Origin of the sequence: Streptomyces sp. NBC_00691, assembly GCF_036226665.1 — a bacterium.
Classification (GTDB): domain Bacteria; phylum Actinomycetota; class Actinomycetes; order Streptomycetales; family Streptomycetaceae; genus Streptomyces.
The window spans coordinates 3,894,761-3,907,695 of sequence record NZ_CP109007.1 but is presented as its reverse complement, the minus strand read 5'-3'; the positions used below and the strand labels follow the sequence as shown (position 1 = coordinate 3,907,695).

At 69.3% G+C, this 12,935-nt stretch carries 12 protein-coding genes, 1 tRNA gene and 1 pseudogene; 8 read left to right on the top strand and 6 right to left on the bottom strand.

Annotated features, from left to right (window positions below; translation table 11 throughout):
• Window positions 1-124 precede the first annotated feature (124 nt).
• Window positions 125-328, bottom strand: a complete 204-nt coding sequence (locus OG392_RS17540; protein WP_329280420.1) for a cold-shock protein — start codon at window positions 326-328, stop codon at window positions 125-127.
• A gap of 403 nt (window positions 329-731) precedes the next feature.
• On the opposite strand from OG392_RS17540, the pseudogene OG392_RS17535 reads away from it, so the two are divergent.
• A pseudogene (locus OG392_RS17535) lies at window positions 732-1,277 on the top strand (amino acid permease); the annotation flags it as partial.
• Window positions 1,278-1,303: 26 nt separating this feature from the next.
• Here the strand turns inward: OG392_RS17535 and OG392_RS17530 are convergent.
• Window positions 1,304-1,648 (bottom strand): DUF6223 family protein, encoded by a 345-nt coding sequence (locus tag OG392_RS17530; RefSeq protein ID WP_329280418.1) that lies wholly within the window; start codon window positions 1,646-1,648, stop codon window positions 1,304-1,306.
• Window positions 1,649-1,843: 195 nt separating this feature from the next.
• Here OG392_RS17530 and OG392_RS17525 point away from each other — a divergent pair, with 195 nt between their 5' ends.
• Together OG392_RS17525 and OG392_RS17520 are read left to right on the top strand one after the other, a co-directional pair.
• Window positions 1,844-2,971, top strand: a complete 1,128-nt coding sequence (locus tag OG392_RS17525; RefSeq protein ID WP_329280416.1) for a sensor histidine kinase — start codon at window positions 1,844-1,846, stop codon at window positions 2,969-2,971.
• Window positions 2,968-3,627 (top strand): response regulator transcription factor, encoded by a 660-nt coding sequence (locus tag OG392_RS17520; RefSeq protein WP_329280414.1) that lies wholly within the window; start codon window positions 2,968-2,970, stop codon window positions 3,625-3,627. Before OG392_RS17525 ends, OG392_RS17520 begins: the two co-directional genes overlap by 4 nt.
• A 224-nt stretch (window positions 3,628-3,851) precedes the next feature.
• Here OG392_RS17520 and OG392_RS17515 read toward each other — a convergent pair.
• Window positions 3,852-3,922: transfer RNA gene (locus tag OG392_RS17515), tRNA-Gly, on the bottom strand.
• A gap of 402 nt (window positions 3,923-4,324) precedes the next feature.
• On the opposite strand from OG392_RS17515, the gene dcd reads away from it, so the two are divergent.
• Entirely contained in the window at window positions 4,325-4,900 is a 576-nt protein-coding gene (gene dcd / locus OG392_RS17510; RefSeq protein WP_056653242.1) for a dCTP deaminase, read from the top strand.
• Between the two features lie 13 nt (window positions 4,901-4,913).
• Complete coding sequence (locus OG392_RS17505; RefSeq protein ID WP_030323619.1) at window positions 4,914-5,411, top strand: phosphoribosyltransferase; 498 nt, start codon at window positions 4,914-4,916, stop codon at window positions 5,409-5,411.
• Between the two features lie 70 nt (window positions 5,412-5,481).
• On the opposite strand, the gene OG392_RS17500 is transcribed toward OG392_RS17505, so the two are convergent.
• The gene (locus OG392_RS17500; RefSeq protein WP_329280410.1) at window positions 5,482-6,354 is read right to left on the bottom strand and encodes a Yip1 family protein; all 873 of its coding nucleotides are present in this window, start codon (window positions 6,352-6,354) and stop codon (window positions 5,482-5,484) included.
• Window positions 6,355-6,529: 175 nt separating this feature from the next.
• Between OG392_RS17500 and OG392_RS17495 the strand changes: the two genes are divergently transcribed.
• On the top strand, window positions 6,530-7,243 hold the full coding sequence (locus OG392_RS17495; protein ID WP_329280408.1) for a hypothetical protein: 714 nt from the start codon (window positions 6,530-6,532) through the stop codon (window positions 7,241-7,243).
• Window positions 7,244-7,322: 79 nt separating this feature from the next.
• On the opposite strand, the gene OG392_RS17490 is transcribed toward OG392_RS17495, so the two are convergent.
• Window positions 7,323-9,578 carry a (Fe-S)-binding protein gene (locus OG392_RS17490; RefSeq protein ID WP_329280406.1) on the bottom strand — a complete coding sequence of 752 codons (2,256 nt, stop codon included), beginning with the start codon at window positions 9,576-9,578 and terminating at the stop codon, window positions 7,323-7,325.
• 107 nt (window positions 9,579-9,685) lie between these two features.
• Window positions 9,686-10,174, bottom strand: a complete 489-nt coding sequence (locus OG392_RS17485; RefSeq protein WP_329280404.1) for a sugar transferase — start codon at window positions 10,172-10,174, stop codon at window positions 9,686-9,688.
• Between the two features lie 255 nt (window positions 10,175-10,429).
• On the opposite strand from OG392_RS17485, the gene dnaK reads away from it, so the two are divergent.
• Window positions 10,430-12,277: a molecular chaperone DnaK gene (dnaK, locus tag OG392_RS17480; protein WP_329280402.1), complete on the top strand. Its 1,848-nt coding sequence runs from the start codon at window positions 10,430-10,432 to the stop codon at window positions 12,275-12,277.
• Complete coding sequence (grpE, locus tag OG392_RS17475) at window positions 12,277-12,930, top strand: nucleotide exchange factor GrpE (protein ID WP_329280400.1); 654 nt, start codon at window positions 12,277-12,279, stop codon at window positions 12,928-12,930. The genes dnaK and grpE overlap by 1 nt, the downstream gene beginning before the upstream one ends.
• Window positions 12,931-12,935 lie beyond the last annotated feature (5 nt).

Genomic DNA, 12,935 nt, shown 5'->3' with positions numbered 1-12,935 from the left:
CTCCGAAGACGGGGTCGCGTACCTTGGGGCGGCTTTCCGGCAGGAGGAATCACTGCGGAAACGCATGCAGCTGGGGCCCGCACCCCGAGGGATGCGGGCCCCAGCTGCAAGATGCGCGTCAGTGTCAGACGGTGACGATGTTCTCGGCCGTCGGGCCCTTCTGGCCCTGCGCGATGTCGAAGGTGACCTTCTGGCCCTCCTGAAGCTCGCGGAAGCCCTGGGCGGCGATGTTCGAGAAGTGGGCGAACACGTCAGGGCCGCCACCGTCCTGCTCGATGAAGCCGAAACCCTTTTCCGCGTTGAACCACTTCACGGTGCCAGCAGCCATGTTGTATCTCCTTGGGGCAGTACACCAGCACCCGTACCATACGGACGCCGTGTCGCCGCGATGATGCCCTGCCCGGAAAATACCGGAAATATAAAGCGCTTCCGGGCGGCGCGTGGCCGACGGAGCGCTCGAAGTTTTTTGGGTACCAAAACTGCAACTTGGATGGACACTAGCACGTTCTCCTGGTTTTTGCGTGTCGAATATTCCTCCCGGGCGCCGCTGGCAAAAACCCTCTCCGCGAGGGACGCTAAAATCTCAGGCCGCGAACACAGGTATTCGTACACTCCGAATACGGCGTTTTGGAAGAGAGACGGCCGGCCGGGCGGACGGTGACCGGCTTGAGTCCACGGTCGTCAAGGCGCTTACGGGGCCCGGACGGGGAGAGGCCGCTGGCGAGTGTCGAGCGCGCCTGCTCGTGCTGGGCCCGCAGGGGCTGGCCGACGCCACCGCCCCGCTGTCGGATGCCGCACGGGCCGCGGGCGCGGACGGGCTGGCGCCGGTCGTCCGGGTGGGCGCCGCGGTGGCGGCGCTCGGCTCGCTGCTCGCCCTGATCCTCGGGGTCTCGCGCACGACCCTGGCGATGGCCCGCGACCGGCACCTGCCGCACGCCCTGGCCGCCGTCCACCCGAAGTTCCAGGTGCCGCACCGCGCCGAACTCGTGGTCGGCGCCGTCGTCGCCGTACTCGCCGCGACCGCCGACCTGCGCGGGGCGATCGGCTTCTCCTCCTTCGGCGTGCTCGCCTACGACGCCGTCGCCAACGCCTCCGCCTGGACCCTCACCCCGGACGAGGGCCGACCGGCGAGGGTCATCCCGGTCGTCGGGCTCGCCGGTTGCCTCGTCCTCGCCTTCGCCCTCCCGGCCTCCTCGGTGGTTTCCGGCGCCGCAGTGCTGGTCATTGGCGCCGCTGCCTACGCGGTACGCCGCGTGGTGAGCGCCCGCGGCGTGTGACCGCCGTGAACACGCCTCCGGGGTGGTCACCCCGTGCGGCGGGAGCGGGTCAGGGCCCGCCCGCCCAGGACGGTGCCGGCCAGCCCGAGCAGCAGGGCCACGTAGGCGCCGCCGAGCCCGTTGCCGGTGCCGAGGCCACCGTCGGCGGTGGCCGCGACCAGAGCGCCGAGAGCCATGGCGATCAGCCCCGCGACCACGGCCGCCCTGGCCCCGAGAGGCCCGTTGGCGATGCCGAGACGACCGGCGGGTCGGGTCAGCGCCAGTACGGCGATGACCACGGCGGCCAGCCCCAGCAGCCCGCCGGTGGTGGCGCCGAGCCTTCCGAGGCTGAAGTCGGTCACTTCGGCGGCGAACAGGTGTCTTGCGGACATCGGGTGCTCCTTCTCTTCCGACGACTGGATGTGCTTCGAGCATGTCGGCCGGGCCCTGGCCGGTCGTCCCGCAGGCGCAGACACTTCGCGCTACGACGGACGCGGCAGGTGCCGTGGAGCTACTGCGTGCGTGGTAGCCGGGCGCTTGTCCGCGAGCGGGATTCGCCGGAGGCGGCCCCGGGCTACGGTGCGCCCATGAGCAAAGGACGGTTCCGCGTTCCGGTCGGTGTCCGGGACTGGCTGATCGCCGTGGGCGTGGCGGCGGTGCTGCTGGTTACCGGGCTGTCGGGGCAGCACTCCGCCACGGGCCTCGGCCTGCTCGGGTACGCGCTGCTGGCGGGCGGCGGACTGGCGCTGGCCGCGGGCCGCCGGGCACCGGTTGCCGTCCTCGCCGTCACCGGGCTGTGCGCGGTGGGGTATCAAGCGGCGGGGTTCGACGTGGCTGCCGTCGCGTTCCTCTTCGCGGTGTACGCGGCCATGCGCGCGGGACACCGCCTCATCACGGTGGTGACCAGCGTGGCCGTGCTGGCCGCGCTCCCCGTCGCGGCCCTCGCTTCGGGCCTGCACGACACGGGCGAGGCGTTCGCGCAGGCCCGGGGCGCCCTCCAGATCGCCTGGCTCATCGCCGCCGGCGCGGCCGGCGAAGCCCTCCGGCAGGCCGAGCAGCGGGCGGACGAAGCCGAGCGCACCCGCGAGGAGACGGCGCGGCGCCGTGCCGACGAGGAACGGCTGCACATCGCGCGGGAGTTGCACGATTCGCTCACCCATCAGATCTCGGTGATCAAGGTGCAGTCCGAAGTCGCCGTCCATGTGGCCCGCAAACGCGGCGAAGCGGTTTCGGAGGCCCTGCTGGCCATCCGGGAAGCCTGCCGGGAGGCGTCACGGGAGCTGCGCGCCACCCTGGAGGCCCTGCGCGACGACGACACCACCCCGCCGCACGGCCTCGACCACATCCCCGAACTGGTGGAGCGCGCCGGTAAGACCGGCGTGAGGGCGACGCTGACGGTCCAGGGCCGGCAGCAGGGCGTACCGGCGGCGGTGGGCCGCACCCTCTACCGGATCGTCCAGGAGTCCCTCACCAACGTCGCCCGTCACGCGGACGCCACCACGGCATCGGTCCACATCGACCACCGCCCCGATGCCGTCGCCCTCCGGATCGACGACAACGGCACGGCCACGCCAGGCACCAACGCCGTGCCGGGCATCGGACTGCTCGGGATGCGCGAACGCGTCACCGCTCTCGGCGGTCGCCTCCGGGCAGCACCGCGCGACGAGGGTGGCTTCACCGTCCGGGCCGAACTCCCCGTGGAGCGTGCCTCGTGATCCGTGTCCTGCTGGTCGACGACCAGCCGCTCATCCGCAGCGGATTCCGTGCGTTCCTCGACCTCGAAGACGACATCGAGGTCGTGGCCGAAGCCGCCAACGGCCAGGAAGGCCTGGTGCTCGCCCGCGAACACCTGCCTGACGTCGCACTCGTCGACATCCAGATGCCGGTCCTCGACGGCATCGAGGCGACCCGGCGCATCGCGGCCGACCCGGCGCTGGCGGGCGTCCGCGTCGTCATCCTCACCAACTACGGCCTGGACGAATACGTCTTCGACGCCCTGTCCGCGGGCGCCGCCGGGTTCCTCGTCAAGGACATCGTGCCGGAGGACTTCCTGCACGCCGTACGGGTGGCCGCGCGCGGCGACGCCCTCCTCGCACCCTCGATCACCCGCAAACTGATCAACCGGTACGTCACCCAGCCGCCCCCCGCCGAGACGGGCGCGGAGCTCGAAGGCTTGACCGGCCGGGAACGCGAGGCGGTCGTCCTGGTGGCGCAAGGCCTGTCCAATGACGACATCGCGGCTCGCATGGTGATCAGCCCGCTGACCGCGAAGACCCACGTCAACCGGGCCATGACCAAGCTCCACGCCCGCGACCGCGCACAGCTCGTGATCCTCGCCTACGAATCCGGCCTGGTGACCCCGCGCAGCTAGCCACCCACGTCGGACAGATACGCCGCGAGGTTCGTCGCGTGCTGGGATGTGCGAGGTCAGAGGCTCGGATGGATCCAACACCTCGTCTCTGCGGCCTGGTGCGTCCGGAACAAGGCGATGAGCCTGTTCGTCGTGCGAGTCGGGGCACGCGGAGGGCGCGGCGCAGGCTGAGAGGTCTAGACAACAACGAAGGCCCAGGTCGTTGACCTGGGCCTTCGTTCAAGAGCGGATGACGGGAATCGAACCCGCGCTATAAGCTTGGGAAGCTCATGTTCTACCATTAAACTACATCCGCACAGCGGGCCGGTGAACGGTGCCGCATCGTTGCACACTGTACCCCATGCGCCACTTGCGGCGAAGCTTGCGCCTTTTCGGGTGCGGAGTGCCGCCTGGAGGGTGTCCCGTTGATCCCCTAATGTGGCTTCCCGTCCACCACATGTGTAGGGGAAGGGACTTGATGGGTCCGATGGAGCGCACCGTCGTCCGTTGTGCCGAAGGGCATGTGTTCAGTACCGCCTCGTTCCCGCTGCAGCAGCTCGGGGCCGGGCGGATCGGGCCGGGGCGGCTCATCCGGTGTCCGCGCTGTGCGCGGCTGCGGCACGCGGTGCCCGTGGAGTCCGGACGGCGCTGACCGGCGGTCGGGGCGCGGACGCCTGCCGATTGGGGCAGGTCCGCGCCCTCTGCGTATCGTGGGGGCGTGCTTCTCTCAGACAAGGACATCCGGGCCGAGATCGATGCCGGACGGGTGCGCATCGACCCGTACGACGAATCCATGGTGCAGCCCTCGAGCATCGACGTGAGGCTTGACCGCTTCTTCCGGGTGTTCGAGAACCACCGCTACCCCCACATCGACCCCGCCGTCGAGCAGCTCGACCTGACCCGTGAGGTCGAGCCGGAGGGTGACGAGGCGTTCATCCTCCACCCCGGCGAGTTCGTGCTCGCCTCGACCTACGAGGTCATCAGCCTCCCGGACGACATCGCGTCGCGTCTGGAGGGGAAGAGCTCCCTCGGGCGGCTCGGGCTCGTGACGCACTCGACCGCCGGGTTCATCGACCCCGGTTTCTCCGGTCACGTGACCCTGGAGCTGTCGAACCTCGCCACCCTGCCGATCAAGCTCTGGCCCGGTATGAAGATCGGGCAGCTGTGCATGTTCCGGCTGAGCTCGCCCGCCGAGTTCCCGTACGGGAGCGAGCGGTACGGCTCCCGGTACCAGGGCCAGCGGGGGCCGACGGCCTCCCGCTCGTTCATGAACTTCCATCGGACCCAGGTGTGAGGCGGTCGCAGGCATGAGTGAAGTACGCGAGAACCTGACGTACGAGGGTTTCGGACGCGCCGTCCGTGAGCTGGCGCAGACGATCGCCGACGACGGCTACGAGCCCGACATCGTGCTCTCGATCGCCCGCGGCGGCGTCTTCGTCGCCGGCGGCCTGGCCTACGCCCTGGACTGCAAGAACATCCACCTCGTGAACGTGGAGTTCTACACCGGCGTGGGCACCACGCTGGAGATGCCGGTCATGCTGGCGCCCGTGCCCGACGCGATCGACTTCAGCGACAAGAAGGTGCTCATCACCGACGACGTCGCCGACACCGGCAAGACCCTCAAGCTCGTCCACGACTTCTGCGTCGACCACGTCGCCGAGGTCCGCTCCGCCGTCATCTACGAGAAGTCCCACTCCCTCGTGAAGTGCGAGTACGTGTGGAAGAAGACCGACGAGTGGATCAACTTCCCCTGGTCGGTCGAGCCGCCCGTCGTCAAGCGCGAGGGCCAGGTCCTCGACGCCTGAGTCCCGTCACGGCATGTGAAGAGGCCCCCACCGCGCCGGTGGGGGCCTCTTCGCGTCTCGTCCCGTGCCGTCAGAGCGTGCCGAGCTTGATCAGGCCCAGCAGCGCCACCAGCTGGATCGCCGAGGCGCCCAGCGCCTTCGGCCACGGCAGGTCGTGCGAGCGGCTCACCATCACCGTGAAGAGCGCCCCGGCCGCCAGCCAGGTCAGCCAGCCGATCACCTGGACCAGGCCGTTCTCGCCGCCCAGGAAGAGCGCGAAGACGAGCCGCGGCGCGTCCGTGATCGACATGATCAGCATCGACAGGCCGACCGTCGGCTGCCACGCCCCGTCGCCGCCGAGCTGACGCGCCAGCGTGTGCGTCACCGCGCCCAGGATCAGTCCGCCGACGACGAAGCCGAGGGCGGTCATCAGGACGTACGGGATCGCCGTCGAGAGGGTCGCGTTGATCGCCTCGTCGCGCGCCTTGTCGAAGCCGAAGATCGCGAGCAGCCCGTACAGGAAGGTGACGATCAGTGCCGGGCCCCAGACGGCGTGGTCCCGCATGCGCAGGAACGTGTCCGCCGGGCGCAGCACGATGCCGCTCAGGAGCGCCTTCCACGGCAGGCGGGGCCCCGTGGGGACGGGTGCGGCGCCGGGCCGGTGGGTCGAGGCGTCGCCGTAGGGGTCGTCGACGCTGAACATCTGGGTGTGGCCCGGGTTGTTCGCCGCCGCCGCGTGCGGGTGCTGCGGCTGGCCGTACGGCTCGCCGAAGTACTCCGGCTCCCCGTAGGGCTGCTGCCCCTGCTGATGCCCTTGGTGCCCCTGGTGCCCCTGCGGTGGCTGCTGTTGCCACTGCTGCTGCGGGTACGGCGGCGGGGCCGCGTTGTACCCGTACGGCGCCTGCTGCGGTTGATTGTGCGGGGGGCGGTTGTCCCGGCCGCGTCCGTTCCTGAATCCAGCCACGTCGTCGAACGTACCCGCTTCCGCCGCGCGGGCGCTCCCCGGACCTGTCCTTGCGACGGTGCTGTGACATCCCCTAGGGGGATATGCCGGGCGCTCGTTACAAATCCGACGTATCACCTCAATGTCGTACTCGTAGCTTCGGAGATGTCAGCGACCCGAGCAAGGAGCCCTTCCGATGCGTGTCACCCGTCGTTCCGCCCGTACCGCCGCCGTCGCCACCGGGGCTGTCGCCGCCCTCCTCCTGCCGGCCGCCGGAGCCTTCGCCGCCGACGGGCCGGACCAGGGGCCGGGGACCGGGGCCACGAGCGACCGGTCCGTCCTCTGGCGCAACGTCGATCTCGCGGACGGCTCCCTCGCCAAGGTCTACCAGGACGGCCCCGGCCGCTTCTCCGCCGAGATCTACGCCGGCGGGTCCCTGATCGACACCCTCACCAGCACCGACGGGCGGCCCGCCCACGGACGGAACAACGGGCTCCACGTCGTCCTCCGGCCCGACGGCACCGTCTCCTCCTGGACCGAGCACGCCCCGGCCCCCGAGCCGGCCCCCGCCCCGAAGCCGAAGCCGAAGCCGACCCCCACGCCCGAGCCCACGCCGGCCCCGGAGCAGGCCTCCGCCAGGGTCACGCTGCCCGACGGGAACACCGCCCGGTTCTACAAGAGCGCGACCTGGCCCCGTGTCGAGATCAGCCGGCCGAACGGGCGCGCCGTCGCCTCCCTCGACCTGAGGCACCCGACCGCCGGGCACCACGGCTGGACGTACAGGCTCGTCGACGCCGGCGGGCACCACTACAAGCTCGCCGCCGTCGACACCCCGAAGCAGGGCGCCGGCAGCTCGGTCTACGACTTCTGGGGCAGGCTCGTGGAGAAGTACGTCGCCAGGAAGGTCTGACGACATGGAGAAGGGCCGCCCCGCGATCTCTCGCGGGGCGGCCCTCTCCTGTCCGGCTCATGTCCGGCTCATGTCCGGGTCAGACGGCCGGCTCCGGCTCCTCGGCCGGTTCCGGCTCCGGGTCCGCCGGGGTCTTCACGGACTCGAGGAGCAGCTGGGCCACGTCCACGACCGTGACGGACTCCTTGGCCTTGCCCTCGTTCTTCTTGCCGTTGACCGAGTCGGTCAGCATGACCAGGCAGAACGGGCAGGCAGTGGAGACGATGTCCGGGTTGAGGGACAGGGCCTCCTCGACGCGCTCGTTGTTGATGCGCTTGCCGATCCGCTCCTCCATCCACATCCGGGCACCACCGGCGCCGCAGCAGAAGCCGCGCTCCTTGTGGCGGTGCATCTCCTGCTGGCGCAGGCCGGGGACGGCGGACATGATCTCGCGCGGCGGCGTGTAGACCTTGTTGTGACGGCCCAGGTAGCACGGGTCGTGGTAGGTGATCAGACCGTCGACCGGGGTCACCGGGACCAGCTTGCCCTCGTCGATGAGGTGCTGGAGCAGCTGGGTGTGGTGGATGACCTCGTACTCGCCGCCGAGCTGCGGGTACTCGTTGGCGATGGTGTTGAAGCAGTGCGGGCAGGTCGAGACGATCCGCTTCGCCGACTTCGGCTTCTTCGTCTCCGGGTCCTCGTCGTCCTCGCCGAACGCCATGTTCAGCATCGCGACGTTCTCCTGGGCGAGCTGCTGGAACAGCGGCTCGTTGCCCAGGCGGCGGGGGGAGTCACCGGTGCACTTCTCGTCGCCGCCCATGATCGCGAACTTGACGCCCGCCATGTGCAGCAGCTCGGCGAAGGCCTTGGTGGTCTTCTTGGCCCGGTCCTCCAGGGCGCCGGCGCAGCCGACCCAGTAGAGGTAGTCGAACTCGGAGAGGTCTTCGACGTCCTTGCCGACGATCGGGACCTCGAAGTCGACCTCCTTGGTCCACTCGACGCGCTGCTTCTTGGCGAGACCCCAGGGGTTGCCCTTCTTCTCCAGGTTCTTGAGCATCGTGCCGGCCTCCGAGGGGAAGGCGGACTCGATCATCACCTGGTAGCGGCGCATGTCGACGATGTGGTCGATGTGCTCGATGTCGACCGGGCACTGCTCGACACAGGCGCCGCAGGTGGTGCAGGACCACAGGACGTCGGGGTCGATGACGCCGTTCTCCTCGGCGGTGCCGATGAGGGGGCGCTCGGCCTCGGCGATCGCCGACGCGGGGACGTCCTTGAGCTGCTCCTCGGTGGCCTTCTCGTTGCCCTCCATGTCCTTGCCGCCGCCGGCGAGCAGGTACGGCGCCTTGGCGTGCGCGTGATCGCGCAGCGACATGATGAGGAGCTTGGGGGAGAGGGGCTTGCCGGTGTTCCAGGCGGGGCACTGCGACTGGCAGCGGCCGCACTCGGTGCAGGTGGAGAAGTCGAGGATGCCCTTCCAGGAGAACTGCTCGACCTGGGAGACACCGAAGACGGCGTCCTCGGCCGGGTCCTCCCAGTCGATCTCCTTGCCCGCCGTCGTCATCGGCTGGAGCGCGCCCAGGGCGGTGGAGCCGTCGGCGTTCCGCTTGAACCAGATGTTCGGGAAGCCGAGGAAGCGGTGCCAGGCGACACCCATGTTCGTGTTGAGCGAGACCGTGATCATCCAGGTGAAGGACGTGACGATCTTGAGGCACGCGAAGAAGTAGGTCAGGTACTGGATCGTGCTCAGGTCCAGGCCGTCGAGCAGCGCGATCAGCGGGTACGAGGCGAAGAAGCCCGGCTCCCAGCCGGTGACGTGGTGCTGGACGCCTTCGAGGGCCCGCAGCGTCATGATGCAGAGGCCGACGATGAGGATGACGGCCTCGACGAAGTACGCCTGTCCGGTCTTGGAGCCCGCGAAGCGGGACTTGCGGCCGGCCTTGGTCGGCTTGCTGAGCTGCCGGATGACGATGAGGGTCACGATGCCCAGGACCGTCATCAGACCGAGGAACTCGGTGAAGATCTCGTACGGCAGCCAGTCGCCGATGATCGGGATCAGCCAGTCGGCCTGGAAGAGCTGGCCGAAGGCGTTGACGATCGTCAGGAGCAGCGAGAAGAAGCCCACCGCGACGAACCAGTGCGCGAAGCCGACGATGCCCCAGCGGTTCATCCGGGTGTGGCCGAGGAATTCCTTGACCAGGGTCACGGTGCGCTGGGTGGGGTCGCCGGTGCGGGTGCCGGCGGGCACGGGCTGCCCGAGGCGCACGAACCGGTAGATCTGCACGGTGGCACGACCGAACAGCGCGACGGCCACCACCGTGATGGCGATCGACACGATGATCGCGGCGAGTTGCATGAGGGGCTCCTCGGGCGGGCCTACTAAGCGGTAACTTATGGAGTCCGTGCTGAGATTACCCGTTCGGGGCCCCGTGCTGTAGCGGCGCTCGCGGTGATCTGTGTCGCTCAGGCAAACCTTGCCGCGCGACGCCTGCGGACTGCTGGAAGCGTACGCGCCAGGATCGTCAGATCCATCCCCAGCCAGTGGTGGTCCACATAGTGGAGGTCGAGGAGCTCGCGTTCCTCCCACGGCAGGTCCGAGCGTCCGCTGATCTGCCAGGGGCCGGTGAGCCCGGGGCGTACGGAGAGCCGGCGGCGTCCCTCGCCCGTGCACTCGCGGTGGCCGGGGGTCAGGGGACACGGTCCGACCAGCGACATCCGGCCGCCGACGACATGCACGAGGAGCGGCAGCGCGGCCAGCGGGCTCCTGCTGCGGAAGGTCAGCATCGTGAAGGGCTCTCCCGCCAGGCCCGCCACCGTGCGGCGGCGCAGGACGCCCCGGCCGGGGGTGGCCGAGCCGAGGGCGACCGAGAGGGCGACGGCGGCGAGCAGCGGGGACAGCGCGACCAGGAGGGCGAGCCCGCCCACGACGTCGAACGTGCGCTTGGCCGTCATTCCCCACACCCTTCCGAGCGACGAACGAGAATCATGGGATATTCGTGGGATATGCCTTGTTTGCCCGACATAGGGCCATCGGACTCTCTCATGCGGCACCCCGCCGGATCGGTGAACGACGCGCGCCCGGCCGCCGTATGAGCGAGATAAAGGGCGAAGAGTTGAGCCTCCTCCGCTCAGGTCTGTTGACTCATCGAGGACAGTCATGCATCCTTGAGCCAGATCCACTCAAGTACGTCAGCTGGAGGAATCGAAATGGCACGTGCGGTCGGCATCGACCTGGGCACGACTAACTCCGTCGTCAGCGTTCTGGAAGGCGGCGAGCCCACCGTCATCACCAACGCCGAGGGCGCCAGGACCACGCCGTCCGTCGTCGCCTTCGCGAAGAACGGCGAGGTGCTCGTCGGCGAGGTGGCCAAGCGTCAGGCCGTCACCAACGTCGACAGGACCATCCGGTCGGTCAAGCGCCACATGGGCACCGACTGGAAGATCGAGATCGACGGCAAGAACTTCAACCCGCAGCAGATGAGCGCCTTCATCCTGCAGAAGCTGAAGCGCGACGCCGAGGCCTACCTGGGCGAGAAGGTCGTCGACGCGGTCATCACCGTGCCGGCGTACTTCAACGACTCCGAGCGCCAGGCCACCAAGGAGGCCGGTGAGATCGCGGGCCTCAACGTCCTGCGCATCGTCAACGAGCCGACCGCCGCCGCTCTCGCGTACGGCCTCGACAAGGACGACCAGACGATCCTCGTCTTCGACCTCGGTGGCGGCACCTTCGACGTGTCCCTCCTGGAGATCGGCGACGGCGTCGTCGAGGTGAAGGCCACCAACGGTGACAACCACCTCGGTGGCGACGACTGGGACCAGCGCGTCGTCGACTACCTGGTGACGCAGTTCCAGAACGGCCACGGTGTGGACCTGGCCAAGGACAAGATGGCTCTCCAGCGTCTCCGCGAGGCCGCGGAGAAGGCGAAGATCGAGCTCTCGTCCTCGACCGAGACCTCCATCAACCTGCCGTACATCACGGCCTCCGCCGAGGGCCCGCTGCACCTGGACGAGAAGCTCACGCGAGCCCAGTTCCAGCAGCTGACCTCGGACCTGCTCGACCGCTGCAAGGTGCCGTTCCACAACGTCATCAAGGACGCGGGCATCAACCTCTCCGAGATCGACCACGTCGTTCTCGTCGGTGGTTCGACCCGTATGCCGGCCGTCGCCGAGCTCGTCAAGGAGCTGACCGGCGGTCAGGACGCCAACAAGGGCGTCAACCCGGACGAGGTCGTCGCCATCGGCGCCGCGCTCCAGGCCGGTGTCCTCAAGGGTGAGGTCAAGGACGTCCTGCTCCTCGACGTGACCCCGCTGTCCCTCGGCATCGAGACCAAGGGCGGCATCATGACCAAGCTCATCGAGCGCAACACCACGATCCCGACCAAGCGGTCCGAGATCTTCACGACGGCCGAGGACAACCAGCCGTCCGTGCAGATCCAGGTCTACCAGGGCGAGCGCGAGATCGCGGCGTACAACAAGAAGCTCGGCATGTTCGAGCTGACCGGGCTGCCTCCGGCCCCGCGCGGTGTCCCGCAGATCGAGGTCGCCTTCGACATCGACGCCAACGGCATCATGCACGTGACCGCGAAGGACCTCGGCACGGGCAAGGAGCAGAAGATGACCGTCACCGGCGGCTCCTCGCTGCCGAAGGACGAGGTCGACCGGATGCGCCAGGAGGCCGAGCAGTACGCGGACGAGGACCACCGTCGCCGCGAGGCCGCCGAGTCCCGCAACCAGGGCGAGCAGCTCGTCTACCAGACGGAGAAGTTCCTCAAGGACAACGAGGACAAGGTCCCCGGTGACGTCAAGGCCGAGGTCGAGGCCTCGCTCGTCGAGCTGAAGGAGAAGCTCAAGGGCGAGGACACCGCCGAGATCCGCACCGCCACCGAGAAGGTCGCGGCCGTCTCGCAGAAGCTCGGCCAGGCGCTGTACGCCGACGCCCAGGGCGCGCAGGCCGCGGGCGGCGACGCCGGCGCCGGCCAGCAGGCCCAGGCCGACGACGACGTCGTCGACGCCGAGATCGTGGACGAGGACAAGCCGAAGGGCGGCGCTGTCTGATGTCGGAGGAGACCCCGGGCTTCGAGGAGAAGCCCGAAGTCCCCGCCGACGGCACGCCCGAGGAGCCCGAGACCGCCGCTGCCGCCGCTTCCGCCGACAAGGCGGAGGGGGCGGCCCCGGCCGGGGACGCTACTGACGTCGCTCTGCTGGCGCAGCTGGACCAGGCACGCAAGGCGCTCGAGGAGCGCACCGCGGACCTCCAGCGGCTCCAGGCCGAGTACCAGAACTACCGCCGCCGCGTGGAGCGGGACCGGGTCACGGTCAAGGAGATCGCCGTCGCGAGCCTCCTGAGCGACCTGCTCCCGGTGCTCGACGACGTCGGCCGGGCCCGGGACCACGGCGAGCTCGTGGGCGGGTTCAAGTCGGTGGCCGAATCGATGGAGACCGTCGTCGCCAAGATGGGTCTGCAGCAGTTCGGCAAGGAGGGCGAGCCCTTCGACCCGACGATCCACGAGGCCCTGATGCACTCGTACGCGCCGGACGTCACCGAGACGACGTGCGTGGCGATCCTGCAGCCCGGGTACCGGATCGGCGAGCGGACCATCCGGCCCGCCCGCGTGGCCGTCGCCGAGCCCCAGCCGGGCGCGGCACCGGCCAAGGACGACGCGAAGTCGTCCACTGACGAGGAGAGCGGTGCCCCCGAGGAGGGGTAGCGCCA